Source organism: Tateyamaria rhodophyticola (genome assembly GCF_047777875.1).
Lineage (GTDB): Bacteria > Pseudomonadota > Alphaproteobacteria > Rhodobacterales > Rhodobacteraceae > Tateyamaria.
Genome location: NZ_CP180519.1, coordinates 889,000 through 915,247, shown reverse-complemented (window position 1 = coordinate 915,247; position 26,248 = coordinate 889,000). Strand labels below are relative to the sequence as shown.

General features: G+C 59.8%; 24 protein-coding genes. 21 read left to right on the top strand and 3 right to left on the bottom strand.

All coding sequences use genetic code 11. The features are described 5' to 3' along the window. The first annotated feature begins 31 nt into the window (after positions 1-31). The 4 genes from ACERHN_RS05975 to rplL all read left to right on the top strand — a co-directional run bounded on the left by ACERHN_RS05975 (position 32) and on the right by rplL (position 3,576). Positions 32-487, top strand: coding sequence for a molybdopterin-dependent oxidoreductase (locus ACERHN_RS05975; protein ID WP_415921736.1), 456 nt, complete (start codon positions 32-34; stop codon positions 485-487). A 7-nt stretch (positions 488-494) separates the two neighbouring features. Then, positions 495-2,324, top strand: a complete 1,830-nt coding sequence (locus tag ACERHN_RS05970; protein WP_415921735.1) for an ATP-binding protein — start codon at positions 495-497, stop codon at positions 2,322-2,324. Positions 2,325-2,619: 295 nt separating this feature from the next. After that, positions 2,620-3,132, top strand: a complete 513-nt coding sequence (gene rplJ / locus ACERHN_RS05965; protein WP_415921734.1) for a 50S ribosomal protein L10 — start codon at positions 2,620-2,622, stop codon at positions 3,130-3,132. Between the two features lie 66 nt (positions 3,133-3,198). After that, complete coding sequence (rplL, locus tag ACERHN_RS05960) at positions 3,199-3,576, top strand: 50S ribosomal protein L7/L12 (protein ID WP_415921733.1); 378 nt, start codon at positions 3,199-3,201, stop codon at positions 3,574-3,576. A 35-nt stretch (positions 3,577-3,611) separates the two neighbouring features. Here rplL and ACERHN_RS05955 read toward each other — a convergent pair whose 3' ends face one another. Next, positions 3,612-4,007, bottom strand: coding sequence for a hypothetical protein (locus ACERHN_RS05955; protein WP_415921732.1), 396 nt, complete (start codon positions 4,005-4,007; stop codon positions 3,612-3,614). A gap of 522 nt (positions 4,008-4,529) precedes the next feature. Between ACERHN_RS05955 and rpoB the strand changes: the two genes are divergently transcribed. From rpoB to ACERHN_RS05940, 3 genes are all read left to right on the top strand, one after another. Next, the gene (rpoB, locus tag ACERHN_RS05950) at positions 4,530-8,666 is read left to right on the top strand and encodes a DNA-directed RNA polymerase subunit beta (RefSeq protein WP_415921731.1); all 4,137 of its coding nucleotides are present in this window, start codon (positions 4,530-4,532) and stop codon (positions 8,664-8,666) included. Between the two features lie 95 nt (positions 8,667-8,761). Beyond that, positions 8,762-13,006: a DNA-directed RNA polymerase subunit beta' gene (rpoC, locus tag ACERHN_RS05945; protein ID WP_415921730.1), complete on the top strand. Its 4,245-nt coding sequence runs from the start codon at positions 8,762-8,764 to the stop codon at positions 13,004-13,006. Between the two features lie 249 nt (positions 13,007-13,255). Beyond that, positions 13,256-14,122, top strand: coding sequence for a DMT family transporter (locus ACERHN_RS05940; RefSeq protein WP_415921729.1), 867 nt, complete (start codon positions 13,256-13,258; stop codon positions 14,120-14,122). Here ACERHN_RS05940 and ACERHN_RS05935 read toward each other — a convergent pair. Together ACERHN_RS05935 and ACERHN_RS05930 are read right to left on the bottom strand one after the other, a co-directional pair. Continuing rightward, positions 14,111-14,917 (bottom strand): putative rhamnosyl transferase, encoded by an 807-nt coding sequence (locus ACERHN_RS05935; protein ID WP_415921728.1) that lies wholly within the window; start codon positions 14,915-14,917, stop codon positions 14,111-14,113. The genes ACERHN_RS05940 and ACERHN_RS05935 overlap by 12 nt on opposite strands. 18 nt (positions 14,918-14,935) lie before the next feature. Further along, positions 14,936-15,745, bottom strand: coding sequence for a heparin lyase I family protein (locus ACERHN_RS05930; protein ID WP_415921727.1), 810 nt, complete (start codon positions 15,743-15,745; stop codon positions 14,936-14,938). A 377-nt stretch (positions 15,746-16,122) separates the two neighbouring features. Between ACERHN_RS05930 and rpsL the strand changes: the two genes are divergently transcribed. The 14 genes from rpsL (at position 16,123) to rpsC (ending at position 26,243) form a co-directional block, all read left to right on the top strand. Then, on the top strand, positions 16,123-16,494 hold the full coding sequence (rpsL, locus tag ACERHN_RS05925) for a 30S ribosomal protein S12 (protein WP_024809820.1): 372 nt from the start codon (positions 16,123-16,125) through the stop codon (positions 16,492-16,494). Positions 16,495-16,506: 12 nt separating this feature from the next. Then, positions 16,507-16,977, top strand: a complete 471-nt coding sequence (gene rpsG / locus ACERHN_RS05920) for a 30S ribosomal protein S7 (protein ID WP_415921726.1) — start codon at positions 16,507-16,509, stop codon at positions 16,975-16,977. Positions 16,978-17,003: 26 nt separating this feature from the next. Continuing rightward, positions 17,004-19,121 carry an elongation factor G gene (gene fusA, locus ACERHN_RS05915; RefSeq protein ID WP_415921725.1) on the top strand — a complete coding sequence of 706 codons (2,118 nt, stop codon included), beginning with the start codon at positions 17,004-17,006 and terminating at the stop codon, positions 19,119-19,121. A gap of 89 nt (positions 19,122-19,210) precedes the next feature. Beyond that, positions 19,211-20,386: an elongation factor Tu gene (tuf, locus tag ACERHN_RS05910; protein ID WP_415921724.1), complete on the top strand. Its 1,176-nt coding sequence runs from the start codon at positions 19,211-19,213 to the stop codon at positions 20,384-20,386. A gap of 160 nt (positions 20,387-20,546) precedes the next feature. After that, positions 20,547-20,867, top strand: coding sequence for a 30S ribosomal protein S10 (rpsJ, locus tag ACERHN_RS05905; RefSeq protein ID WP_415921723.1), 321 nt, complete (start codon positions 20,547-20,549; stop codon positions 20,865-20,867). 13 nt (positions 20,868-20,880) lie between these two features. Continuing rightward, positions 20,881-21,744, top strand: coding sequence for a 50S ribosomal protein L3 (rplC, locus tag ACERHN_RS05900; RefSeq protein WP_415921722.1), 864 nt, complete (start codon positions 20,881-20,883; stop codon positions 21,742-21,744). Then, positions 21,741-22,358 (top strand): 50S ribosomal protein L4, encoded by a 618-nt coding sequence (rplD, locus tag ACERHN_RS05895; protein ID WP_415921721.1) that lies wholly within the window; start codon positions 21,741-21,743, stop codon positions 22,356-22,358. The genes rplC and rplD overlap by 4 nt, the downstream gene beginning before the upstream one ends. Then, positions 22,355-22,651, top strand: coding sequence for a 50S ribosomal protein L23 (locus ACERHN_RS05890; protein WP_415921720.1), 297 nt, complete (start codon positions 22,355-22,357; stop codon positions 22,649-22,651). The genes rplD and ACERHN_RS05890 overlap by 4 nt, the downstream gene beginning before the upstream one ends. A gap of 253 nt (positions 22,652-22,904) precedes the next feature. Beyond that, on the top strand, positions 22,905-23,111 hold the full coding sequence (locus ACERHN_RS05885; RefSeq protein ID WP_415921719.1) for a cold-shock protein: 207 nt from the start codon (positions 22,905-22,907) through the stop codon (positions 23,109-23,111). Between the two features lie 215 nt (positions 23,112-23,326). After that, positions 23,327-23,740: a hypothetical protein gene (locus ACERHN_RS05880; protein ID WP_415921718.1), complete on the top strand. Its 414-nt coding sequence runs from the start codon at positions 23,327-23,329 to the stop codon at positions 23,738-23,740. Positions 23,741-24,034: 294 nt separating this feature from the next. After that, positions 24,035-24,877 carry a 50S ribosomal protein L2 gene (rplB, locus tag ACERHN_RS05875; protein WP_415921717.1) on the top strand — a complete coding sequence of 281 codons (843 nt, stop codon included), beginning with the start codon at positions 24,035-24,037 and terminating at the stop codon, positions 24,875-24,877. Between the two features lie 3 nt (positions 24,878-24,880). Further along, complete coding sequence (gene rpsS / locus ACERHN_RS05870) at positions 24,881-25,159, top strand: 30S ribosomal protein S19 (RefSeq protein ID WP_415921716.1); 279 nt, start codon at positions 24,881-24,883, stop codon at positions 25,157-25,159. Continuing rightward, positions 25,156-25,536, top strand: coding sequence for a 50S ribosomal protein L22 (rplV, locus tag ACERHN_RS05865; protein WP_415921715.1), 381 nt, complete (start codon positions 25,156-25,158; stop codon positions 25,534-25,536). The genes rpsS and rplV overlap by 4 nt, the downstream gene beginning before the upstream one ends. Beyond that, complete coding sequence (gene rpsC / locus ACERHN_RS05860; protein WP_415921714.1) at positions 25,536-26,243, top strand: 30S ribosomal protein S3; 708 nt, start codon at positions 25,536-25,538, stop codon at positions 26,241-26,243. The genes rplV and rpsC overlap by 1 nt, the downstream gene beginning before the upstream one ends. Positions 26,244-26,248 lie beyond the last annotated feature (5 nt).

The window sequence follows — 26,248 nt, the reverse complement described above, 5'->3', positions numbered from 1 at the left end:
CGCGGCCCTGGCCGCATGCGGGGTGGCCCCAGTGGCGACTGTCGCCGGCAACACCCTGGCGCGACCGACTGGCGATGTTCTGCTGACCGTGACCGGGTCGATCGGTGTGACCAACGTGGACGATGCGGCAGCGTTTGATCGTGCAATGCTCGAGGCGCTTGATTGGGTCGACATCACCACGCACACATCGTTCACCAGCGGACCGCAACGATTTGCGGGGCCGACCCTCGTGTCGCTGCTTGACGCGGTGGGCGCACGCGGCAAAACCATCAGCGCGACGGCGGTCAACGACTATACCATCAAATTCCCTGTCGATCATGCCCGCGCGCATGACGTCATTCTGGCCATGGACAAGAACGGCAAACCGATGCGCGTCCGGGACAAGGGGCCGATCTGGGTGGTCTATCCCTTGTCCGAAGCGGACGCTGAGATGCGCCCATTTGACAGTCAGATGATCTGGCAATTGGCGCGCATCAGGATCGACTGACGGGCATATGCGGGCCCTGACATCCTTCAAACGCAGTGTGCTTGCCATTTTGCTGGTCTGCGCACTTGTGGCTTCGATGATGGTGCATCGGAGCCAGTTACAGGATGCCGAACATCAGGTGGTGTTTTCCGTCAGCGCGACAATCTGGAAGGTGAGCGAGCTGATTTTTGAGGCGCAGCGTTTCATCACCGCAATATCCGACTATGCGGAAGGGCCCAACCGCATCGGTGAGTTGCAATTGCGATTTGACGTGCTCTGGAGCCGCATGGACGTGGTGGCCGGGCTGGAATTCAAACGCAAACCCATGATTGCGGATTCGCTGGACCGATTGTTCGAATGGCGCGCGCGGTGGGACCCTATCCTGTTTGGGGAACTGCCGCTGTCGGACGCGCAGACCGATGAAATGCGGCGGTCTCTCAGTGTACTGGTCGCGGAATTGCGACGGGGTTGGATCACCGAATTCGAACAGGCAAATTTTGGGACCTGGGCGCAGGCGGCGAGCACGACGCAAGTCAGTATCGCGAGACAGGAGTGGATGATTGCCGGGCTGCTGGTCCTGATCATTGCATATCTCGCGGCAGAGGTGTTTTTTGCGAGTGTTGCGACGCGACGTGAACGCGCTCTGCGCGACATTGCCGACCGTGCCAGCAAGTCAAAGTCCGATTTCATCGCGAATGTCAGTCACGAAATACGGACGCCGCTCAATGGAATTATCAGCATGGCGTCGCACTTGTCGGATCACCCGTTGACCCGGGAACAGCAGGAATGTGTGGCCGTGATCGAGGACGCGGGCGATTTGCTTTTGTCGACGATCAATGACGTGCTGGATCTGTCAAAACTCGATGCGGGTCAGTTTCATGTCGCGGCGGAGGTGTTCGAGCCCATGCGCGGTTTGCGATTTGCGCGCGATCTTTACGGAGACATGGCACGTGACAAGGGGCTGGAACTGCGTCTTGAATTGCCGCACGGTCCCCTGCCGCGTCTGGAAGGGGACGAACGTCGCGTGCGACAGGTCTTGCACAACCTCGTTTCCAACGCGGTAAAGTTCACAGAGGCGGGGCAGGTCACAATTCGCGCCTGGTACGACACCGGAGAAGGTTTGCCGGGCCAAGCGGCAGGCTACTACATCGAGGTGGCAGATACCGGCCCGGGTATCGCACCCGACGCCCATGAGCGGGTTTTTGAACCCTTTGCACAGGAGGCCGAAGGGCTGCAGCGTGGTTCCATCGGGACCGGCCTCGGATTGCCGATTTCGCGCGCCTTGTGTGATGCGATGGGCGGTACGATTTCCCTGGACAGCGCCCCGTCGGACGGCACGTGTTTCAAGGTGTTTTTGCCATTCGGACGGGTGGAAGGGGCAGCACAAGCGCCGCGCAAACCTGCGCAACCCGTGGAACCGCGCCGGTTCGATGGCTGGACCATCCTGATCACGGATGACAACGCGACCAACCGGTTTGTCTTACGCAAGCTTCTGGAAGGGACGGGCGCGTGCATCCATGAGGCATCAAGCGGCATCGAAGCGCTGGAATGCCTCGCCGAGATGCGAGTGGATGTCGTGCTGATGGACATCCAGATGCCGGGCCTTGACGGGATGGAAACGACGGCGCGCCTGTTCGAAGCGGAGGCGTTGGCCGGTCGCACACCGCCGCCGGTGATCGGCGTGACGGCCAATGTCATGCCGGAACAGGTGGCCCGATACAAATCCATCGGCATGGTTGCGGTCCTCGCCAAACCGGTGTCCAAGGTTGGATTGACGGAGGCGATATCCGGCTGTGTCACGGAACACGCGCGCGAAAATGATCCCGGCCAATCAACGACGCGTCGTGCGACAGGATAGCCGCAGGCGGCAGTGCAGAGGCGATTGGCCCTTGGCATGATGCGTGTGACGGACTAACAGGCACGTCGAAGGTTGCAGACGCGATTCGCGGATGCACCTTTATTCGTCCGAGACGGTGGGTGGCCGGAATACCCTGGTCATAATTCCTGCCCGAGACGGGAAGAGACATTCCAGCCTGGCAACAGCTGTTCCGGGCTCTGGTCTGCGACGACCCGTACGGACTTGATTGCCGTGCCATATGGCGCGGTGAAACCGAGCCGGAGGGGTCCGCCCCTCCAAGTACTGGAGTGAAACTGTGGATAGAGCCCAGAAAGAGAAAGTGGTCGAGGAACTCGGCCAGATCTTCGAAAGCTCTGGCGTCGTTGTGGTAGCCCACTACGCCGGTCTTACAGTTGCCGAAATGCAGGATCTGCGCGCCAAGGCGCGCGAAGCAGATGCTGCGGTTCGTGTTGCCAAAAACAGGCTCGCCAAGATCGCCCTTCAGGACAAGCCATGCGAAAGCATCGGTGAATACCTGACGGGCATGACCGTTCTAACCTATTCCGAAGACCCCGTGGCCGCGGCCAAGGTGTCCGAGGAGTTTGCCAAGGGCAACGACAAGTTCGTGATCCTCGGCGGCGCAATGGGTGAGAACGCGTTGGACCGGGCCGGTGTCACGGCTGTGTCGAAAATGCCGTCGCGCGAGGAGCTTATTGCTTCCATCGTGGGCTGCATCGGCGCACCTGCATCGAACATCGCCGGGGCCATTGGCGCACCTGCAAGCAACATCGCCTCCATCCTCTCCACCATCGAGGAAAAGGCGGCCTAAGGCACCTGAGACCGGTGTGAGCATCCTCACACGTTGGAACACATCAAAACGGAAAGAGCTGATACAATGGCTGATCTGAAGAAACTGGCAGAAGAGATCGTTGGTCTGACCCTGCTGGAAGCACAAGAACTGAAAACAATCCTCAAAGACGAGTACGGCATCGAGCCTGCAGCCGGTGGCGCAGTCATGATGGCGGGCCCTGCTGACGGTGCCGGTGGCGCTGCCGAGGAAGAAAAGTCCGAATTCGACGTCGTCCTGAAAAACGCAGGCGCATCGAAAATCAACGTGATCAAAGAAGTCCGTGGCATCACGGGTCTGGGCCTCAAAGAAGCCAAGGACCTGGTCGAAGCCGGTGGCAAGATCAAAGAAGGCGTGGACAAAGCCGAAGCCGAAGAGATCAAGGGCAAGCTGGAAGCAGCTGGCGCCGAAGTCGAACTGGCCTAAGCTGTGGCGCGCACTGCGCGCGCTCGCGACACGGTTTAAGGGCGTCCCGCTTGGGGCGCCCTTTTTCGTGTGGCCATGTGTTTCAGAGTGGCGAGGAATGATTGCACTGGGTTCTTGGGCGCTGGCGCATATTCCGCGGCGTAGACCGCAGCCAGAACGCGAAGCAACTGGTCTTCTGAATACCCCTCATCACGCATGCTAAGCGCGATTTCGGCGTCCATGATCTGCCCTGAACTCAGAAACCGCGTCATGTTCTGATCCTTGGCCTCCTGAGGCACATAGGTGACGTCGCCAAATGCGGGATCATCCCCGAGAACGATGAGACATCTTGAGGTGCGCGTGACCCTCTTTCTCGCATCTATAAAGATTGGACGATATTCGTCGTAGGTCTCCAGTTTTGCGATGAGCGCGCCCAGTGTTGTCTGTTCCATGTGCTTCCCTCCGATCCAATACGCACGGACGATACGCGCCAAAGGCGGCAACTGTTGGACCGTCCTGTGTCCAAATCCCGTTGGGTCAGGGTCGTGACACGTATGGTGTGGCGCCGCTGGGTGACCGGTCGGGAAATTAATTAGCTTTGCGTGAAATGCTCGACAAACGCGCGGAGCTGTGCCACGTTTCACGGGCAAAGACATCAATCCCTCATTCCGGGGGTTGTGTTCCGTGTGCGCCCATCCTATCTCACAGCTTCCAGCGGGACCGAGCGATTCGAGCCCGCTCTTTCGCGTCTTAGGTAAAGGAAAACACTCACCCATACCGAAATCGGCGCCCTCTCAAAGAAAACAGCAGCCAAATCGTCCCTTGGGGACCCGCGCTGTTTTCTTGGAAAGGTCGTGGTCGGGCGCGCATCACTGGGCCGGTGCGCAAGGATAGACCCCCTTTTCGGTCTTTGATGGCGCACAGCCGGTGCCCCGACGGCATGTGTGCAGGCAAAGATGGAGTGCGTAATTCGCATGGCAAAATCGTTTCTTGGTCAAAAACGTCTTCGTAAATATTACGGCAAAATCCGCGAAGTGCTGGATATGCCAAACCTCATTGAGGTGCAGAAATCCTCGTATGATCTGTTCCTGAACTCCGGTGATCAGCCAACGCCGCTGGACGGCGAAGGGATCATGGGTGTGTTCCAGTCGGTGTTCCCGATCAAGGACTTCAACGAGACGTCCGTGCTGGAATACGTCAAGTATGAGCTGGAAAAGCCGAAATACGACGTTGAGGAATGTCAGCAGCGCGACATGACCTACAGCGCACCGCTCAAGGTGACGCTGCGCCTGATCGTGTTTGATGTTGACGAGGACACCGGTGCCAAGTCCGTCAAGGACATCAAGGAACAGGACGTGTTCATGGGCGACATGCCCCTGATGACACCAAACGGGACGTTCATCGTGAACGGCACCGAGCGTGTGATCGTGTCCCAGATGCATCGGTCGCCCGGTGTGTTCTTTGACCATGACAAGGGCAAGACGCACAGCTCGGGCAAGCTGCTCTTTGCCTGCCGCATCATCCCCTATCGCGGCTCGTGGCTGGACTTTGAGTTTGACGCCAAGGACATCGTGTTTGCGCGGATTGACCGCCGCCGCAAACTGCCTGTCACGACATTGCTCTATGCGCTTGGTCTCGACCAGGAAGCGATCATGGACGCCTATTACAACACGGTGCCCTACACGCTGAAGAAGAACAAAGGCTGGGTGACGCCGTTCTTCCCCGAGCGTGTGCGCGGCACGCGCCCGACATACGATCTGGTCGACGCCAAGACTGGCGAAGTGATTGCCGAGGCTGGCAAGAAAGTGACGCCGCGCGCGGTCAAGAAGCTGATCGACGAAGGCAATGTCACCGACCTTCTGGTCCCTTACGAGAACATCGTGGGCAAGTTCGTCGCCAAGGATATCATCAACGAAGAAAACGGCGCGATCTATGTCGAAGCCGGTGATGAGCTGACGCTGGAATATGACAAGGACGGCACGCTGATCGGCGGCACGGTCAAGGAACTGGTGGATGCGGGTATCACCGACATTCCAGTTCTGGACATCGATAACGTCAACGTCGGCCCGTACATGCGCAACACCATGGCGACCGACAAGAACATGAACCGCGAAACCGCGCTCATGGACATTTACCGCGTGATGCGCCCGGGCGAGCCGCCCACCGTCGATGCAGCATCGGCCCTGTTCGACACGCTGTTCTTTGACAGCGAGCGCTATGACCTGTCGGCTGTTGGCCGGGTCAAGATGAACATGCGTCTGGCTCTGGATGCCGAAGATACGCAGCGCACCCTGCGCCGCGAAGACATCGTGTCCTGCATCAAGGCGCTGGTGGAACTGCGTGATGGCAAGGGCGACGTGGACGACATCGACCACCTCGGCAACCGTCGCGTCCGCTCCGTTGGTGAGCTGATGGAAAACCAGTACCGCGTTGGCCTGCTGCGCATGGAGCGTGCGATCAAGGAGCGTATGAGCTCCGTCGAGATCGACACGGTCATGCCGCAGGATCTGATCAACGCGAAACCGGCGGCTGCCGCTGTGCGCGAGTTCTTTGGCTCGTCCCAGCTGTCGCAGTTCATGGACCAGACCAACCCGCTCTCCGAGGTGACGCACAAGCGTCGTCTTTCGGCGCTTGGGCCGGGTGGTCTGACCCGCGAACGTGCCGGGTTCGAGGTGCGCGACGTGCACCCGACCCACTATGGCCGGATGTGCCCGATTGAGACGCCGGAAGGGCCGAACATCGGCCTGATCAACTCGCTGGCTACATTTGCCCGCGTGAACAAGTACGGCTTTATCGAAACGCCCTACCGCGTGGTCAAAGAGGGCCAGGTGACGGACGAAGTGCACTACATGTCCGCGACCGAGGAAATGCGTCACACCGTGGCGCAGGCCAACGCGTCGCTGGATGAAACAGGCAAGTTCAACAATGAGATGGTGAACACGCGGAAATCCGGTGACTATACCCTGTCGCCGGTGGACAGCGTGGACCTGATCGACGTGAGCCCGAAACAGTTGGTTTCGGTTGCCGCATCGCTGATCCCGTTCCTTGAGAATGACGACGCCAACCGCGCTCTGATGGGCTCGAACATGCAACGTCAGGCGGTCCCGCTTCTGCAGGCCGAGGCGCCTTTGGTCGGGACCGGTATCGAAGAGGTTGTGGCCCGAGATTCCGGTGCTTCGATCATGGCGAAACGCGCAGGCATCATCGACCAGGTGGACGCCACCCGGATCGTGATCCGCGCCACCGAAGACCTCGAGCTGGGCGACGCGGGTGTGGACATCTACCGCATGCGCAAGTTCCAGCGCTCGAACCAGAACACCTGCATCAACCAGCGCCCCTTGGTGAAGGTGGGCGATCTGGTGACCAAGGGCGAGGTGATCGCCGATGGTCCGTCGACGGATATGGGTGAGCTGGCGCTCGGCAAGAACGTGGTTGTCGCGTTCATGCCGTGGAACGGCTACAACTATGAGGACTCGATCCTGATCTCAGAGCGGATTTCGCGTGATGACGTATTCACGTCGATCCACATCGAGGAATTCGAGGTCGCTGCGCGCGACACGAAACTCGGGCCGGAAGAGATCACGCGCGACATCCCCAACGTCGGCGAAGAAGCGCTGCGCAACCTCGACGAGGCTGGCATCGTTTATATCGGTGCGGACGTCGAGCCGGGCGATATCCTCGTGGGCAAGATCACCCCCAAGGGCGAAAGCCCGATGACGCCCGAGGAAAAACTGCTCCGCGCCATCTTTGGTGAGAAAGCGTCGGACGTGCGTGACACGTCGCTGCGCGTCAAGCCGGGTGATTTCGGCACGGTCGTCGAAGTGCGTGTGTTCAACCGCCACGGTGTGGAGAAGGACGAACGTGCGTTGCAGATCGAGCGTGAGGAAGTGGAACGCCTTGCCCGCGACCGCGACGACGAATTGGCGATCCTCGACCGCAACATCTATGCCCGTCTCGGCGATATGCTGCTGGGCAAGGAAGTTGCCAAAGGTCCCAAAGGTGTCAAAGCGGGTGCGACAGTCGACGCAGACATGCTCGAGACGTTCCCGCGCTCCGCATGGTGGCAGATTGCTCTGAAGGACGAGCAGTCGGCACAGGTGGTCGAGGCCCTGAACGAGCAGTATGAGGCGCAAAAGCGCACGCTGGATGCCCGTTTCGAGGACAAGGTCGAGAAAGTACGTCGTGGTGACGATCTGCCCCCAGGCGTGATGAAGATGGTCAAGGTGTTCGTGGCGGTGAAGCGCAAGCTGCAACCGGGCGACAAGATGGCCGGGCGTCACGGGAACAAAGGTGTGATCTCCAAAGTCGTTCCCATGGAGGACATGCCGTTCCTCGCCGATGGGACGCCGGTGGACTTCTGTTTGAACCCGCTGGGCGTGCCGTCGCGTATGAACGTGGGGCAAATCCTTGAAACGCATATGGGCTGGGCCGCGCGCGGTCTGGGTGTGAACGTTGATGAGGCGCTGCAAGAGTACCGCCGCTCGGGTGACATGACCCCGGTGCGTGAGGCGCTGCGGATCGCGTATGGCGAGGATGTCTACGAAGAGGGCATCAGCGGCATGGACGAGGATCACCTCGTTGAAGCGGCGGGCAACGTGACCCGCGGTGTGCCGATCGCAACGCCGGTGTTCGATGGTGCGAAAGAGGCCGATGTGAACGACGCGCTGGAGCGTGCCGGGTTCTCGACCTCGGGTCAGTCGGTGTTGTTTGACGGGCGCACGGGTGAGCAGTTTGCACGCCCCGTGACCGTCGGCATCAAGTACCTGCTGAAACTGCACCACCTTGTGGACGACAAAATCCACGCCCGCTCGACTGGTCCGTACTCGCTTGTCACGCAGCAGCCGCTGGGTGGTAAGGCGCAGTTCGGTGGTCAGCGCTTTGGTGAGATGGAGGTCTGGGCCCTGGAAGCCTACGGTGCCGCCTACACACTGCAGGAAATGCTGACGGTGAAGTCGGACGACGTGGCGGGCCGGACCAAGGTCTATGAGAGCATCGTCAAGGGCGAGGACAACTTCGAAGCCGGCGTGCCGGAATCGTTCAACGTTCTGGTCAAAGAGGTCCGCGGTCTGGGCCTCAACATGGAACTCCTGGATGCGGAGGAAGACGAGTAGGGCGGCCTTTCTTGCAAGAAAGGCCAGAAGCCGATTTTTCAAAAATCGGCTTCGCTCCACTCTCCCCCGCACCCTCTGATTTGTGAGGAAAAAGAATGAACCAGGAACTGACAAACAACCCGTTCAATCCGCTGACGCCGCCCAAGGTCTTTGACGAGATCAAGGTGAGCCTGGCGTCGCCCGAACGCATCCTTTCGTGGTCGTTTGGCGAGATCAAGAAGCCCGAGACCATCAACTACCGGACGTTCAAGCCCGAGCGTGATGGCCTGTTCTGTGCCCGTATCTTTGGCCCGATCAAGGACTACGAATGCCTCTGCGGCAAATACAAGCGCATGAAGTATCGCGGCGTTGTCTGCGAGAAATGCGGCGTGGAAGTCACGCTGCAAAAGGTCCGCCGCGAGCGGATGGGCCACATCGAACTGGCGGCCCCTGTGGCCCACATCTGGTTCCTGAAGTCGCTGCCCTCCCGCATTGGTCTGATGCTGGACATGACGCTGCGTGATCTGGAGCGTGTCCTCTATTTCGAAAACTATGTGGTGACCGAGCCGGGTCTGACCGACCTGTCCTATGGCCAGATGCTCAGCGAAGAAGAGTACATGGACGCGCAGGACGCGTTCGGCATGGACGCCTTCACCGCCAATATCGGTGCAGAAGCCATCCGCGAGATGCTGTCCCAGATCGATCTGGAGCAAGAGGCCGAGACCCTGCGTGCTGACCTAAAGGAAGCGACAGGTGAGCTGAAGCCCAAGAAGATCATCAAGCGTTTGAAAGTGGTCGAAAGCTTCCTCGAGTCCGGCAACCGCCCGGAGTGGATGGTTCTGACCGTGATCCCCGTGATCCCGCCGGAACTGCGCCCGCTGGTGCCGCTGGATGGGGGCCGTTTCGCGACGTCCGACCTCAACGACCTCTACCGCCGCGTGATCAACCGGAACAACCGTCTGAAGCGTCTGATCGAATTGCGCGCGCCTGACATCATCGTCCGCAACGAAAAGCGGATGTTGCAGGAATCCGTTGATGCCTTGTTCGACAACGGCCGTCGTGGCCGCGTGATCACCGGTGCGAACAAGCGCCCGCTGAAGTCGCTGTCGGACATGCTGAAAGGCAAGCAGGGCCGCTTCCGTCAGAACTTGCTCGGCAAGCGCGTGGACTTCTCCGGTCGTTCGGTCATCGTGACGGGGCCGGAGCTGAAGCTGCACCAATGTGGTCTGCCCAAGAAGATGGCGCTCGAACTGTTCAAGCCGTTCATCTACTCGCGGCTTGAGGCCAAAGGCCTGTCCAGCACCGTCAAGCAAGCCAAGAAGCTGGTGGAAAAGGAACGTCCCGAGGTTTGGGACATTCTGGATGAGGTCATCCGCGAACACCCTGTCATGCTGAACCGTGCGCCGACGCTGCACCGTTTGGGCATTCAGGCGTTTGAACCCGTTCTGATCGAAGGCAAGGCGATCCAGCTGCACCCGCTGGTCTGTTCGGCCTTCAACGCCGACTTTGACGGTGACCAGATGGCTGTGCACGTGCCGCTTTCGCTGGAAGCGCAGCTCGAAGCGCGTGTGCTGATGATGTCGACGAACAACGTTCTGTCGCCCGCCAACGGCGCGCCTATCATCGTGCCGTCGCAGGACATGATCCTGGGCCTTTACTATGTCACGCTGGAACGCGAAGGCATGAAGGGCGAAGGCATGGTCTTTGGCTCGATCGAGGAAGTGCAACACGCCCTCGACGCAGGCGAAGTGCACCTGCACGCCAAGATCACGGCACGTGTGCCGCAGATCAACGAACATGGCGAAGAGGTCATGGTGCGGTTTGAGACCACACCCGGTCGTGTCCGGTTGGGCGCACTTCTACCGCTGAATGCCAAGGCGCCGTTTTCGCTGGTCAACCAGCTGCTGCGGAAGAAAGACGTGCAGACCGTGATTGACACCGTCTACCGTTATTGCGGGCAGAAAGAGAGCGTCATCTTCTGTGACCAGATCATGTCGATGGGCTTCAAGGAAGCGTTCAAGGCCGGTATTTCCTTCGGCAAGGACGACATGCTGATCCCCGAAACCAAATGGTCGATCGTGGATGACACGCGCGAGCAGGTGAAGGATTTCGAGCAGCAGTACATGGACGGCCTGATCACCCAAGGTGAGAAGTACAACAAGGTTGTTGATGCCTGGTCGAAGTGTAACGACAAGGTCACGGACGCGATGATGGGCTCCATCTCGGCGGATCGCCGGGACGAGGACGGGTCCGAAATGGAACCGAACTCGGTCTACATGATGGCGCATTCCGGTGCCCGTGGTTCGGTGACGCAGATGAAGCAGCTGGGCGGGATGCGCGGCCTGATGGCGAAGCCGAATGGCGACATCATCGAGACGCCGATCATCTCGAACTTCAAGGAAGGTCTGACCGTTCTTGAATACTTCAACTCGACACACGGCGCGCGGAAAGGTCTGTCTGACACCGCTCTGAAAACGGCGAACTCGGGCTATCTGACCCGTCGTCTGGTGGACGTGGCACAGGATTGCATCGTGCGCGATCTGGACTGTGGCACCGAAAACGCCATCACCGCCGAAGCGGCTGTGAATGACGGTGAGGTTGTCGCGTCGCTGGCCGAACGTGTGCTGGGCCGTGTGGCCGCCGACGACGTGCTGAAACCCGGTACGGACGAGGTGATCGTTGCAGCAGGTACGCTGATCGACGAACGCATGTCCGACATGATCGAAGAGATGGGCGTGCAGTCCATGCGCATCCGCTCGCCCCTGACCTGCGAAAGCGAAGAGGGCGTGTGCACCATGTGTTACGGGCGTGACCTCGCGCGCGGCACCATGGTCAACACGGGCGAGGCTGTGGGCATTATTGCCGCGCAGTCCATCGGTGAGCCGGGCACGCAGCTGACGATGCGGACCTTCCACATCGGCGGCGTGGCACAGGGTGGTCAGCAGTCGTTCCTGGAAGCAAGCCAGGAAGGCAAGATCACCTTCGAGAACGCACAGACGCTGACCAACGCGTCGGGGCAGGTTCTGGTGATGGGCCGCAACATGAAGATGGCGATCATCGACGAGAATGGCGAAGAACGCGCAAACCACAAGCTGGGCTACGGCACGACCCTGTTCGTGACCGAAGGTCAGGATGTGAAGCGCGGCGACAAGCTGTTCGAGTGGGACCCCTACACGCTGCCCATCATCGCGGAGAAAGCCGGTACGGCCCGTTACGTGGACCTCGTGAGCGGCCTGGCCGTGCGCGAAGAAACCGACGACGCCACCGGCATGACCCAGAAAATCGTGATCGACTGGCGTGCGGCGCCCAAGGGCAATGAGCTCAAGCCCGAAATCATCCTGGTGGGTGAGGACGGCGAGCCGGTGCGCAACGACGCGGGCAACCCGATCACCTATGCGATGTCCGTGGACGCGGTTCTGTCGGTGGAAGACGGTCAGGAGGTCGCCGCAGGTGACGTCGTGGCGCGTATTCCGCGTGAAGGTGCCAAGACCAAGGACATCACCGGTGGTCTGCCCCGTGTGGCCGAACTGTTCGAAGCCCGTCGTCCCAAGGATCACGCGATCATCGCCGAAATCGATGGCTACGTGCGCTTTGGCAAGGACTACAAGAACAAGCGGCGCATTGCGATTGAGCCCAGCGACGAGACCATGGAAAAGGTCGAGTACATGGTGCCCAAGGGCAAGCACATCCCGGTGGCCGAAGGCGACTTTATCCAGAAGGGCGACTACATCATGGACGGCAACCCTGCCCCCCATGACATTCTCGCCATCATGGGTGTCGAGGCACTTGCCGACTACATGATCAACGAGGTGCAGGAGGTTTACCGACTGCAAGGCGTGAAGATCAACGACAAGCACATCGAGGTCATCGTGCGTCAGATGCTCCAGAAGTGGGAGATCGAGGACTCGGGCGATACCACGCTGCTCAAAGGTGAACACGTGGACAAGCAAGAGTTCGACACGGCCAACGAAAAGGCGCTGTCGAAGGGTGGTCGCCCGGCTCAGGGCGGTCCGATCCTGCTCGGCATCACCAAGGCGTCGCTGCAAACGCGGTCCTTCATCTCCGCGGCCTCCTTCCAGGAGACCACGCGGGTGCTCACCGAGGCTTCGGTGCAGGGCAAGAAGGACAAGCTGGTCGGTCTCAAGGAGAACGTCATCGTGGGCCGCCTGATCCCAGCGGGCACCGGTGGTGCGACCCAAGCCGTGCGGAAGATTGCCAGCGACCGCGACAATGTCGTGATCGAAGCGCGCCGCGAAGAAGCCGAAGCGGCAGCTGCACTGGCTGCGCCCACGGCGGACGACGTGGTGGGTGGCGATGTGTTCGACACCATTATCGATCCGACCGAGGACAGCCGCGACTGATCCCTCGGCACCTGATTGAACATGCAAGGCCCCCGGTTGAAGAACCGGGGGCTTTGTCGTTGGTGGCCTTTGTATTGAAGTGTCGGAGGCTTTCGCGACGCGCGCCTCCGATTGCTCCGGGGGGAACGGTGGGTTGCGTATCGCCCAACCCTCAGGTCTCGGGGGCCAAGTGATTTCGGGGGCAATCTGTCGCGGGTTCTGGCGAAGCGCATCATCGTCTGATACCGCTGTAGAACCAAGAGGTGATCCATGTCCCCCAACACGTTCGGCGCGCTTTTGATGATGGGTTCGATGGCCTGTTTCACGTTCAATGACGTGTTGATCAAGTTGACAGATGGCGCGATCCCCTTGGGTCAACTGCTGTTTGTGCGGGGGGCCTTGTCGGTCACATTGATCCTGCTCTGCGCCCGGTGGCTGGGCCGCATCAGCTTTCGGATCAGCGGGCGCGACTGGATCCGGGTCGGCATCCGGTCCGCGTCCGAAATTGGTGCGGCGTATTTCTTTCTGTCTGCCTTGCTGAATATGCCCATCGCCAATGTCACCGCGATCCTTCAGGCGCTGCCTCTGACGGTTGCAGTGGCGGCGGCGCTGGTTTTGGGTGAGCCGCTTGGTTGGCGGCGGATGGTGGCGATCAGCGTGGGCTTTGTCGGCGTCGTGTTGATTGTGCGGCCGGGCGCGGACGGGTTTTCGGTCTGGTCGCTTTATGCGTTGGCTGCCGTGGCCTGCGTGACGGTGCGCGATCTTGCCACCCGCAGCCTGAGCCCTGAGGCCCCGACAATGACCGTCACCCTGATGGCCGCGCTGACGATTACGGTGTTCTTTGGCGCGGTTTCGGTGACGGAGCCATGGGTGCCATTCACCCCGCGCCTGACGGCGCTTGTTGTCGGGGCATCCGTCCTGATCATCGGCGCGTACTGGTTCTCCGTACAGGTGATGCGGCAAGGCGACATCGGCTTCATTGCGCCGTTTCGCTATACCGGGCTGGTGTTCGCGTTGATCCTCGGGCTGATTGTGTTCGGTGACTGGCCGGACACGCTGACACTGCTCGGGGCGGGGATTGTCGTGGCGACGGGGCTATTCACGCTCTACCGCGAGCGGCAGGTGTCACGGCGCTGAGAACACGCGCCTTACGTCGTCCACATCAATGGCAAACCGGTCGCGGAACAGTGTCTCTTCCTCGGCGGTGAGGGGCGTGACGGGCACGTCGCGCACGTTCTTCTGCCGGCTGTCGTTGTAGCCGTTATGGGTCCGCACGAACATGTCCGGTTCGGGAAACGTCACACAGGGCATAAAGCGCGGGATACGTTCGTGCATGAAGTTATGGATTGTCAGGGTGCAGTTGGCCGCCACATGCACCCCGAGGGCTGCGACGTAAAAGGGGCGGTACATCTCGGTTGCGGAGATGCCCTTTTCGCTGACCTCGGCCACCCGACCATGGTTCCAATCCATGCCGACCGTGCGATGTTTCTGCGTCAGGGGTGCCACATCCGCAGCGGCAGCGCGCAAATTGGCCACGAAATCCAGTGACACTGCGTCATCGTCGTCATGGCGGAACTGAATGCATGGCGCGCTAGGATCCTGGCGGGCCGCGTTCAGCACCTGTTTGCACACTTCGCGATTGTTGTGCGGCGGCAGCGCAACAATCTCGATCTGCGGGATCGGGTCGCACAGCGCGTGAAGCCGGTCGACATGGTGTTGCGGAAACGTGTCCCCGATCATGACAACCAGATCAAAATCGTCATCTTTCTGTGCCTTGAGGCAGGGCAGGGCGATGGTTTCGAACAGGCGAAACCGCTCCTCAAGACGCTTTTCGGCCCACAGGAACGAAATGCGCTCTGCGATCGAGTCGTGCTCCACCTGAAACCCGCCCAGAGCGGGATAGGAGAACCGGGTGAGACCAATCACTTGCATGCTGTTGCGCCTTTCGTCTCAGTCAACGGCACGCCGCTGCTTTTCAACGGCCACCTTGTCATAGGAATTGCCCATGCGCACCTCGTCAAAGAACACAACCTGCGTGGGCATTGGTCCCCGATGCTGGCTGACGAAGGAGCGATAGATGCCGTATTTGAAATAGTATGCCTTGGGCGCGTAGTTCTGGTTGTAGTTATGCAGGGCCACGCGCGTGCCGTTCTTGTACACCTCGATCGTGGCGGGCGCGGTCTTGGTGTTTACGCGCACGGCAAAGTCGGTCCACCGCCCGCGCATCTCTGCTATCGTGGCAATGTTGTAGTCCTTGATGTCGTTTCGCACGTTGTCAAAGGGACCAGACAGCACGTGCACCCGCAGGAAATACCGGTTCCCGAGCATTTCGAGTTGGAAGACACCCGGCTCGGACGGAAAGCCGCCAGTAAATCCGGTTGGTCCGCCCTTCATCTTGACCTGCCCGACGGTGGTGCGGACGCGCGGGCTGGTGCGGAAATCTTCGGGAAGGAAGATGGAGTACCCCATCCATTGATCCGTGCCCGCGCGCCAATCCTTCTTGACATAAAGCTCGGAGCGTTCGCGGTCGTTGTCGCAATCGCTCCACCCGTCATCCCATCCACAATCCCCGGCACGCACCTCGAACCGTTGGGCGCGCTTGCCAAGGCGTGAGAACCCTTTGACCTTGGCAAATCCGTGCTGAGTCGCGTTGGACTTCAGACTGCGTTCGACAGGCAGGCGTTGTGCGTCGGCAACATGGGGCAGGCTGAACAGGGCAAGGGCGGCAATGAGCGGGGTCAAAAAGGCAAGGGCGCGCATAAATTTCTCTGTGTTATGTGTGGCCTGCACTGTGGTGCGAAGTCGCGAAACTGTCTAGGAAAACCATTCTACGGCGCGGGCGCGACAATTCGCGTGCCGGGCTTGGCGGTTGGCCGGGCTGGGCTGTTGACACCCCGAGAGACTCCCCCTATACGCCGCACATCTCGGACCGGGGGCCTGCCCCGCACCCGAAATCAAAACCGAAGTGGACACGATCCGGCCCTGTCACTTGGCCCGATCCTCTGGAAACCCACCGCGTCGCCCCGGAAAGGGAGCGATTGCGGTTTTTGCGCTTTCGTGGACGCACGGAAGTTGAGAGTTGAAACCGCGGGACCTCCCGCACGACATATGTTGAGAAGACGGGGAAAGAACCGCCCATGCCAACGATCCAACAGCTGATCCGCAAGCCGCGGCAGCCGAAAGTGAAACGCTCCAAATCCCTCCATCTGGAGGGCAACCCGCAGAAACGCGGTGTGTGCACACGTGTCTATACAACGACACCGAAAAAGCCGAACTCGGCCATGCGGAAGGTTGCCAAGGTGCGCCTGACCAATGGCTTTGAGGTCATCAGCTATATCCCGGGTGAGAGCCACAACCTTCAGGAGCACTCGGTGGTTCTGATCCGCGGCGGTCGTGTCAAAGACCTTCCCGGTGTGCGTTACCACATCCTGCGCGGTGTTCTGGATACCCAGGGCGTCAAAGACCGTAAACAACGCCGTTCGAAATACGGCGCCAAGCGCCCCAAATAAGGAGAGCAGCAGATGTCACGTCGTCACGCCGCCGAGAAACGCGAAGTCCTGCCAGACGCCAAATATGGCGATACGGTTCTGACCAAGTTCATGAACAACATGATGCTGGACGGGAAGAAATCGACCGCCGAACGCATCGTCTACAGCGCGCTGGATCGCGTTGAAGGCAAGATCAAGCGCGCACCCGTGGAAGTGTTCCACGAAGCGCTGGACAACATCAAACCCGCCGTCGAGGTGCGTTCGCGCCGCGTGGGTGGTGCCACCTATCAGGTGCCGGTTGAGGTTCGTCCCGAGCGCCGCGAGGCGCTGGCCATCCGCTGGTTGATCACAGCCGCGCGCGGCCGCAATGAAAACACGATGGAAGAACGCCTCGCCGGTGAGCTGCTCGACGCTGTACAGTCGCGCGGCACCGCCGTGAAGAAGCGCGAAGACACGCACAAGATGGCCGACGCCAACAAAGCGTTCAGCCACTACCGTTGGTAACCCAGACACTCTGAGGAAGCAGCCCCATGGCACGCGAATATCCGCTCGACCGCTACCGCAACTTTGGCATCATGGCTCACATCGATGCCGGCAAGACCACATGTTCGGAACGCATCCTGTTCTACACGGGCAAGTCCCACAACATCGGTGAGGTGCACGATGGTGCGGCCACCATGGACTGGATGGAGCAAGAGCAGGAACGCGGGATCACCATCACGTCGGCTGCGACCACCACATTCTGGGAGCGCACCGAAGACGGTGAGACGGCAGAAACGCCCAAGCACCGCCTGAACATCATCGACACCCCCGGCCACGTGGACTTCACCATCGAAGTCGAGCGTTCGCTGGCGGTTCTCGACGGTGCTGTCTGTGTTCTCGACGCCAACGCCGGTGTTGAGCCCCAGACCGAAACCGTGTGGCGTCAGGCTGACCGCTACAAGGTGCCGCGCATGGTGTTCGTCAACAAGATGGACAAGATCGGCGCGGACTTCTTCAACTGCGTCAACATGATCGAAGACCGCACCGGCGCGCGTGCCGTGCCGGTTGGTGTGCCGATCGGTGCCGAGACCGAGCTGGAAGGCCTGGTTGATCTGGTGACCATGGAAGAGTGGCTGTGGCAGGGCGAAGACCTTGGTGCGTCGTGGATCAAGGCACCGATCCGTGCCGAGCTTCAGGACATGGCCAACGAATGGCGTGAGAAGATGATCGAAGCGGCCGTCGAGCAAGACGACGACGCCATGGAAGCCTATCTTGAAGGCAACGAACCCGACGTGCCCACGCTGCGCAAACTGCTGCGCAAGGGCACGCTGGCGCTGGACTTCGTGCCGGTTCTGGGTGGGTCCGCGTTCAAGAACAAAGGCGTGCAGCCGCTTCTGAACGCCGTGATCGACTATCTGCCCAGCCCGCTGGACGTGGTTGACTACATGGGTTTCGCCCCCGGTGACGAGACCGAAGAGCGTAACATCGCCCGCCGCGCGGACGACGACATGGCGTTCTCTGGCCTTGCGTTCAAAATCATGAACGACCCCTTCGTTGGCTCGCTGACCTTTACCCGCATCTATTCGGGCACCTTGAACAAGGGCGGCTCGATGCTGAATTCGACCAAGGGCAAGAAAGAGCGCGTTGGTCGGATGATGATGATGCACTCGAACAACCGCGAGGAGATCGAGGAAGCGTTTGCAGGCGATATCATCGCGCTGGCGGGTCTCAAGGACACCACCACCGGTGACACGCTGTGCTCGGAAAAAGAGCCGGTTGTTCTGGAAACGATGACCTTCCCCGATCCGGTGATCGAGATCGCGGTCGAGCCCAAGACCAAGGGTGACCAGGAGAAGATGAGCCAGGGTCTGGCGCGTCTGGCGGCAGAAGACCCGTCCTTCCGTGTGGAAACTGATCTTGAGTCCGGTCAGACCATCATGAAGGGCATGGGCGAATTGCACCTCGACATCCTCGTCGACCGCCTGAAGCGTGAGTTCAAGGTCGAAGCCAACATCGGTGCGCCGCAGGTGGCCTATCGCGAGACCATCGGTCACGAGGTCGAACACACGTACACCCACAAGAAACAGTCGGGTGGTTCGGGTCAGTTTGCCGAGGTGAAGATGATCATCACGCCGACGGAGCCGGGCGAAGGCTACTCCTTCGAGAGCCGCATCGTTGGTGGTGCCGTGCCCAAGGAATACATCCCGGGCGTCGAAAAGGGCATCCAGTCGGTCATGGACTCCGGCCCGCTGGCAGGCTTCCCGGTCATCGACTTCAAGGTGGCCTTGATCGACGGTAAATTCCACGACGTGGACTCATCGGTTCTGGCCTTTGAAATCGCGGCCCGTATGGGCATGCGTGAAGGCATGAAGAAGGCCGGTGCGAAACTGCTGGAACCGATCATGAAGGTCGAGGTCATCACGCCTGAAGAGTACACCGGTGGTATCATCGGTGACCTGACATCGCGTCGGGGTCAGGTGTCTGGCCAGGAAAACCGTGGCAACGCTATCGCCATCGACGCGATGGTGCCGCTGGCCAACATGTTCGGCTACATCAACACGCTGCGTTCGATGTCGTCGGGCCGTGCCCAGTTCACCATGCAGTTCGACCACTATGATCCCGTGCCGCAGAACATCAGCGACGAGATCCAGGCGAAATACGCGTAATTCCAGCGGTGGGCAGATTGCCCACCCTACCAACCCCGTAGGGTGGGCAATCTGTCCACCGCGACACGAGACAAAGAAGGAGCTTTGCAATGGCAAAGGAAAAGTTTGAACGTACGAAGCCGCACGTTAACATTGGCACGATTGGTCACGTTGACCACGGCAAGACGACGCTGACGGCGGCGATCACGAAGTATTTTGGCGACTTCCAGGCCTATGACCAGATTGACGGTGCGCCCGAGGAAAAAGCGCGCGGGATCACGATCTCGACCGCGCACGTGGAATACGAGACCGAAGCGCGCCACTACGCCCACGTCGACTGCCCCGGCCACGCCGACTACGTCAAGAACATGATCACCGGTGCCGCGCAGATGGACGGCGCGATCCTGGTTGTGAACGCCGCTGACGGCCCCATGCCGCAAACGCGCGAGCACATCCTGCTGGGCCGCCAGGTGGGCATCCCCAAGATCGTCGTGTTCATGAACAAAGTGGACCAGGTCGACGACGAAGAGCTGCTGGAGCTGGTGGAAATGGAAGTCCGCGAACTGCTGGACAGCTATGAGTACCCCGGCGACGACACACCGATCATCGCGGGCTCCGCGCTGGCGGCGATGGAAGGCCGCGACGAGGCGATCGGCGAAGAGAAGATCAAGGAGCTGATGGCGGCTGTGGACGACTATATCCCGACGCCTGAGCGTGCGATTGACCAACCGTTCCTGATGCCTGTGGAAGACGTGTTCTCGATCTCCGGTCGTGGTACCGTTGTGACCGGCCGTGTGGAGCGTGGCGTGATCAACGTGGGCGACGAGATCGAAATCGTTGGCATCAAGGACACGCAGAAGACGACCTGCACGGGTGTCGAGATGTTCCGCAAGCTGCTGGATCGCGGTGAAGCGGGCGACAACATCGGCGCGCTGCTGCGTGGTATCGACCGTGAGGCGGTTGAGCGTGGCCAGGTGCTGTGCAAGCCGTCGTCGGTGACGCCGCACACGAAGTTCGAAGCCGAGGCGTACATCCTGACCAAGGAAGAGGGTGGCCGTCACACGCCGTTCTTCGCCAACTACCGTCCGCAGTTCTACTTCCGTACGACGGACGTGACGGGCACGGTTCAGCTGGCCGAAGGCACCGAGATGGTGATGCCGGGTGACAACGTGTCGTTTGGCGTTGAGCTGATCGCGCCGATTGCGATGGAAAACGGTCTGCGGTTTGCGATCCGCGAAGGCGGCCGGACGGTCGGCGCGGGCGTTGTGTCCAAAATCACCGAGTGATGTTCTGAGCGGGGCAGGTTTTTGCAAAAACCTGCCTCACCAGAATTGTGAAATTCTGGGCGCCCAAATCAGGGCGCGCAACAAGAAAAAGGCGCGATGAGGAGTGTCGATGGGCGATACTCCTCCTCTCCGTTAATAGCCCGAGCAAGGGAATTCGAAAATGGCAGTTCAAAGCCAAAATATTCGCATTCGTCTCAAGGCGTTTGACTACCGTGTGCTGGACGCGTCCACACAAGAGATCGTCAACACTGCCAAGCGGACCGGTGCATCGGTGCGGGGCCCGATCCCGCTTCCGAACAAGATCGAGAAGTTCACGGTTTTGCGTGGACCGCACATCGACAAGAAATCCCGCGATCAGTTCGAGATCCGGACGCACAAGCGTCTCTTGGACATCGTCGATCCGACTCCCCAGACCGTGGACGCGCTGATGAAGCTCGACCTCGCGGCTGGTGTGGATGTCGAGATCAAGTTGAAGTCGTAAGGAGGGTATGAACATGCGCTCTGGAATTCTCGCAAAGAAAGTCGGCATGACCCGGCTTTTCATGGAAGACGGCAAGCAGGTGCCTGTGACTGTTCTCCAACTGGATGCTCTTCAGGTTGTTGGCCAGCGGACATCGGACAAGGATGGCTACACGGCTGTTACCTTGGGTGCCGGTTCGCCAAAGGTGAAACGTGTCTCCAAGGCGATGCGCGGTCACTTTGCCGCTCAGAAAGTGGAACCCAAGCGCAAGCTTGTTGAGTTCCGCGTGACCGAAGACAACATGATCGATGTTGGCGAAGAGATCATCGCAGATCACTACTTTGAAGGTCAGTTCGTAGACGTCACCGGTACGTCGATTGGTAAAGGCTTTGCCGGTGCCATGAAGCGTCACAACTTCGGTGGTCTGCGCGCGTCGCACGGTGTGTCCATTTCGCACCGTTCGCACGGCTCCACAGGCCAGTGCCAGGACCCCGGCAAGGTCTTCAAAGGCAAGAAGATGGCCGGTCACATGGGTGCGGCACGTGTCACAACGCAAAACCTGCAGGTTGTGCGCACTGACAGCGACCGTGGTCTGATCATGATCAAGGGCGCCGTGCCCGGATCGAAAGGTGGCTGGGTCACAGTCAAGGACGCGGTCAAAAAGCCGTTCCCGGAAAACGCGATCCTGCCCGCGGCTCTGAAATCCGCCAAGGACGCTGCCGCCAAAGCTGCCGAAGAAGCCGCAGCTGCTGCTGCCGCCGAAGCCGAAGCCGAAGCAAAGCGTCTGGCCGAAGAGCAAGCCGCAGCCGAAGCGGAGGCCCTGAAAGAGGCTGAAGCATCGATCGAGGCCGACAAGGCCGAGGAAGGTGCGGCTGAGAAGAAGGAAGGCGAAGAATGAAACTCGACGTCATCAAACTGGACGGCGGCAAAGCCGGATCGGTCGAGCTGAGCGAGGACCTGTTTGGCCTCGAGCCGCGCGCCGATATCCTGCACCGCATGGTCCGCTGGCAGCGCAACAACGCGCAGGCTGGCACCCACAAGGTGAAAACCCGTTCGGAGACCAGCTATTCGACCAAGAAGATCTATCGCCAGAAGGGCACCGGCGGCGCGCGCCACGGTGACCGGAATGCACCGATCTTCCGCGGCGGTGGCATCTACAAGGGTCCTGTCGTGCGCTCGCACGGTCACGACCTGCCCAAGAAGTTTCGCAAGCTGGGCCTGCGCCACGCGCTGTCGGCCAAGGCCAAGGCGGGCGAGCTGGTGATCATCGAAGATGCGGATGCGGCGGGCAAAACAGCCACTCTGGCCAAGCAGGTCAAGGACCTGGGCTGGAAACGTGCGCTGGTGATCGACGGGGCTTCTGTGAACGAAGGTTTCCTGAAGGCATCGCGCAATATCGAAGGCCTGGATATCCTGCCGACGATGGGTGCAAACGTATATGACATCCTCAAGCGTGACACTCTGGTGATCACCAAAGCAGGTGTCGAAGCACTGGAGGCTCGTTTGAAATGAGTGCCAAGGCAGAACATTACGACGTGATCCGCAAGCCGATCATCACCGAGAAAGCCACGATGGCCTCAGAAAACGGGGCAATCGTGTTCGAAGTGGCGATCGACAGCAACAAGCCGATGATCAAGGAGGCTGTTGAGGCGCTCTTTGGTGTGAAAGTGAAGGCGGTCAACACCACCATCACCAAGGGCAAGGTCAAGCGCTTCCGCGGCAAGCTGGGCACACGCAAAGACGTGAAGAAAGCCTATGTGACGCTGGAAGAGGGCAACACGATCGACGTCTCCACCGGCCTCTGAGCCGTGATTGGGCCATGGCCCGATCTGATGAATTTCGCCCCGGCAGCAGCGATGTTGCCGGGGTTTTTCGTCTCTGCTGCGACCGTATTGACCGGCCTTAACGGTTGACGCATGCGGGGGAGCGACCCATATCTCCCTTGCTACGTTACTCTATCGACCCCGATCTCCTCACCGGCGACTGGCTTTCGATCTTGCCTTAACGCCGCCACGCTGCCGCATGATGCGGGCAGATTATTAAGAAGGAGACCACGGGATGGCCAATGGCACCGTGAAATGGTTCAACACCACCAAGGGGTACGGTTTTATCGCGCCCGAAACAGGCGGCAAGGACGTGTTTGTGCACATCTCTGCCGTGGAACGCTCTGGCCTGACCGGCCTCGCGGACAACCAGAAGATCACATACGACGTGGAAGCAGGCCGTGACGGCCGCGAAAGCGCGGTGAATATCGCATTGGTCTGATTCCCGTAAGTAAATTTGATTGACCCCGGCTGCATAAGAGCGGCTGGGGTTTTGTATTTTATCAGCTGCTACTGTTATATCGTGTGTCCGCTTCGAGACAATTTCGACGGGCTAACTAGAGTCTGAATTCTAGCTTTGTTTGTGCGCGGTCTGTTTCATAATAAGAAGACAGTAGAGCACGCCAACCACGGTCTAAAAGGGATGCAGAGCCCAAAATGCTATCGCAGACTATTGCACGAAACTGCCGACCAGTTTCACAGCTTTTTCAGTTCCTTTCTGTTTTTGGCATCGACCGATTCACCGTTATTGAAATCCATGGATCGGTCATAGCCGCACGAATTGGTTGGCCATTCGACGGAACGCCCGGCTATGACGCAAGTGAAGAGATTCAGGATGTTAGCTGGGCAATAGATGATGACCCACTCCTTGATGATGCGCTTTTTCTTTTTCAGGCACTTGCGATGTACGAGCAGATATCAATTGATAAGATCACGGCATCCGAGACAGAAGCTCGCGCGCTTGTGTCAGCACTCGGTCTCCCAAGAGATACTTTGGAAAAGCTGCTCTCCATAAAGGTGAACATGCTGGATGATGGCAAAGAAACAGACGCATTTTTTGTGCACTTCTGATCGCCTATTGGGTGGCGTTCGCCAACGACAGCATGTCGGCTTTGTCCCGCTGAGCGGAAATCTGAACGGCCGTACCTGACCGGCTTTTGCAACGCGCCCATCCATCGGGCGTGCCGGGGTTGACCCGATCCCATCCCTGACCTAAACGAACCCATCCGTCAGGCCCCGGATTCGTCCGGGGCTTTGTTTGTGGTGTATCACCACCGGATTTCTACTCGGGCACCTTCGGGGGCCTTTAACCATAGGCGGGGGTCATCGGGCCTGCCGTCGTTTAGCAAAACGGAAGACAGTAACATGGCACTCAAGTCGTACAAGCCGACGACGCCGGGCCAGCGTGGGCTGGTTCTGATCGACCGTTCGGAGCTGTGGAAGGGGCGCCCCGTCAAGGCGCTGACCGAAGGTCTCACCAAGAATGGTGGCCGCAACAACACCGGACGGATCACGATGCGCCGCAAAGGCGGCGGGGCCAAGCGCCTCTATCGGATCGTCGATTTCAAACGGAACAAGATGGACGTGACCGCCGTGGTCGCGCGCATCGAGTATGACCCCAACCGGACCGCGTTCATCGCCCTCGTGCAATACGAAGATGGCGAACAGGCCTATGTCCTGGCGCCGCAGCGTCTGGCTGTTGGGGACAAGATCGTGTCGAGCCTCAAGGCCGACATCAAGCCCGGCAACTGCATGCCCTTCAGCGGCATGCCCATCGGGACAATCGTGCACAACATCGAACTGAAGCCCGGCAAGGGTGGTCAGATCGCGCGTGCTGCCGGCACCTATGCCCAGTTCGTAGGCCGGGACGGCGGCTATGCCCAGATCCGCCTTAGCTCGGGCGAGCTGCGTCTGGTCCGTCAGGAATGCCGCGCCACCGTGGGTGCCGTGTCGAACCCCGACAACAGCAACCAGAACTACGGTAAAGCCGGCCGCATGCGTCACAAGGGCATCCGCCCGTCGGTGCGTGGTGTGGTCATGAACCCGATCGATCACCCGCACGGTGGTGGTGAAGGCCGGACCTCCGGTGGTCGTCACCCGGTTTCCCCATGGGGCAAGCCGACCAAGGGTGCGCGGACACGCAACAAGAACAAAGCGTCGCAAAAGCTGATCATCCGCTCGCGTCACGCCAAGAAGAAGGGGCGCTGATCAATGGCACGCTCTGTTTGGAAAGGTCCGTTTGTCGACAGCTATGTGCTGAAGAAAGCGGAAGCGGCCCGCGAGTCGGGACGCAACGAAGTCATCAAGATCTGGTCCCGTCGGTCCACCATCCTGCCCCAGTTCGTGGGCCTTACCTTTGGTGTGTACAACGGCCAGAAGCATATTCCCGTGAACGTGTCCGAAGAGATGATCGGCCAGAAGTTCGGGGAATATTCGCCCACGCGGACCTATTACGGTCACGCCGCTGACAAGAAGGCGAAGCGCAAATGAGCAAGGATAAGAACCCCCGCCGCGTGGCGGACAATGAGGCGATGGCCAAACTGCGTATGCTGAAAACCAGCCCGCAGAAGCTGAACCTCGTGGCCGCCCTGATCCGTGGCAAGAAAGTCGACAAGGCGCTGACCGATCTCACGTTCTCCAAAAAGCGCATCGCGCTGGACGTGAAAAAGTGTCTGCAGTCGGCGATTGCCAATGCGGAAAACAACCACAACCTGGATGTGGACGAACTGATCGTGGCAGAAGCCTGGGTCGGCAAGAACCTCACCATGAAGCGCGGTCGCCCGCGTGCCCGTGGTCGCTACGGCAAGATCCTGAAGCCGTTCGCAGAGATCACGATCAAAGTGCGCCAGGTAGAGGAGCAAGCCTGATGGGAAATAAAGTAAACCCGATTGGCATGCGTCTGCAGGTGAACCGCACCTGGGACAGCCGCTGGTATGCCGACACCAAGGATTACGGGAACCTTCTTCTGGAAGACCTGAAAATCCGTGAGTTCATCAAGACCGAGTGCAAGCAGGCCGGTGTGGCCCGCGTGATCATCGAGCGTCCACATAAGAAGTGCCGCGTGACGATCCACACAGCGCGTCCGGGCGTGATCATCGGCAAGAAAGGTGCGGACATCGAAGGTCTGCGCAAGAAGCTGGCGAACCTGACCGACAGTGAGCTGCACCTCAACATCGTTGAAGTGCGCAAGCCCGAGCTGGACGCCGCATTGGTTGGTGAAAGCATCGCGCAACAGCTGGAGCGCCGGGTGTCTTTCCGCCGCGCCATGAAACGTGCCGTGCAAAACGCCATGCGCATGGGTGCCCTCGGCATCCGCGTGAACGTCGCGGGCCGCCTTGGCGGTGCCGAGATTGCGCGGACCGAATGGTACCGTGAGGGTCGCGTGCCCTTGCACACGCTGCGTGCCGACATCGATTATGCGCACGTCGAAGCGACGACAGCCTATGGTATCATCGGGATCAAGACGTGGATCTTCAAAGGTGAAATCATGGAGCACGACCCGCAGGCGCGTGATCGCAAGGCTCAGGAACTCCAGGACGGTCCGGCACCTCGCGGTGCAGGCGGTCGTCGCTAAGGGAG

What these genes read in the sequence shown, in the direction of transcription:
- fusA (WP_415921725.1), top strand. Translation starts at nt 17,004, where the DNA reads ATGGCACGCGAATATCCGCTCGACCGCTACCGCAACTTTGGCATCATG.
- rpoC (WP_415921730.1), top strand. Translation starts at nt 8,762, where the DNA reads ATGAACCAGGAACTGACAAACAACCCGTTCAATCCGCTGACGCCGCCC.
- ACERHN_RS05885 (WP_415921719.1), top strand. Translation starts at nt 22,905, where the DNA reads ATGGCCAATGGCACCGTGAAATGGTTCAACACCACCAAGGGGTACGGT.
- ACERHN_RS05940 (WP_415921729.1), top strand. Translation starts at nt 13,256, where the DNA reads ATGTCCCCCAACACGTTCGGCGCGCTTTTGATGATGGGTTCGATGGCC.
- rplV (WP_415921715.1), top strand. Translation starts at nt 25,156, where the DNA reads ATGAGCAAGGATAAGAACCCCCGCCGCGTGGCGGACAATGAGGCGATG.
- rpsG (WP_415921726.1), top strand. Translation starts at nt 16,507, where the DNA reads ATGTCACGTCGTCACGCCGCCGAGAAACGCGAAGTCCTGCCAGACGCC.
- ACERHN_RS05970 (WP_415921735.1), top strand. Translation starts at nt 495, where the DNA reads ATGCGGGCCCTGACATCCTTCAAACGCAGTGTGCTTGCCATTTTGCTG.
- ACERHN_RS05930 (WP_415921727.1), bottom strand. Translation starts at nt 15,745, where the DNA reads ATGCGCGCCCTTGCCTTTTTGACCCCGCTCATTGCCGCCCTTGCCCTG.
- rpsJ (WP_415921723.1), top strand. Translation starts at nt 20,547, where the DNA reads ATGGCAGTTCAAAGCCAAAATATTCGCATTCGTCTCAAGGCGTTTGAC.
- ACERHN_RS05955 (WP_415921732.1), bottom strand. Translation starts at nt 4,007, where the DNA reads ATGGAACAGACAACACTGGGCGCGCTCATCGCAAAACTGGAGACCTAC.
- tuf (WP_415921724.1), top strand. Translation starts at nt 19,211, where the DNA reads ATGGCAAAGGAAAAGTTTGAACGTACGAAGCCGCACGTTAACATTGGC.
- ACERHN_RS05890 (WP_415921720.1), top strand. Translation starts at nt 22,355, where the DNA reads ATGAGTGCCAAGGCAGAACATTACGACGTGATCCGCAAGCCGATCATC.
- rplL (WP_415921733.1), top strand. Translation starts at nt 3,199, where the DNA reads ATGGCTGATCTGAAGAAACTGGCAGAAGAGATCGTTGGTCTGACCCTG.
- rpsL (WP_024809820.1), top strand. Translation starts at nt 16,123, where the DNA reads ATGCCAACGATCCAACAGCTGATCCGCAAGCCGCGGCAGCCGAAAGTG.
- rpsC (WP_415921714.1), top strand. Translation starts at nt 25,536, where the DNA reads ATGGGAAATAAAGTAAACCCGATTGGCATGCGTCTGCAGGTGAACCGC.
- rpsS (WP_415921716.1), top strand. Translation starts at nt 24,881, where the DNA reads ATGGCACGCTCTGTTTGGAAAGGTCCGTTTGTCGACAGCTATGTGCTG.
- ACERHN_RS05935 (WP_415921728.1), bottom strand. Translation starts at nt 14,917, where the DNA reads ATGCAAGTGATTGGTCTCACCCGGTTCTCCTATCCCGCTCTGGGCGGG.
- rplB (WP_415921717.1), top strand. Translation starts at nt 24,035, where the DNA reads ATGGCACTCAAGTCGTACAAGCCGACGACGCCGGGCCAGCGTGGGCTG.
- rplC (WP_415921722.1), top strand. Translation starts at nt 20,881, where the DNA reads ATGCGCTCTGGAATTCTCGCAAAGAAAGTCGGCATGACCCGGCTTTTC.
- rpoB (WP_415921731.1), top strand. Translation starts at nt 4,530, where the DNA reads ATGGCAAAATCGTTTCTTGGTCAAAAACGTCTTCGTAAATATTACGGC.
- ACERHN_RS05880 (WP_415921718.1), top strand. Translation starts at nt 23,327, where the DNA reads ATGCTATCGCAGACTATTGCACGAAACTGCCGACCAGTTTCACAGCTT.
- rplD (WP_415921721.1), top strand. Translation starts at nt 21,741, where the DNA reads ATGAAACTCGACGTCATCAAACTGGACGGCGGCAAAGCCGGATCGGTC.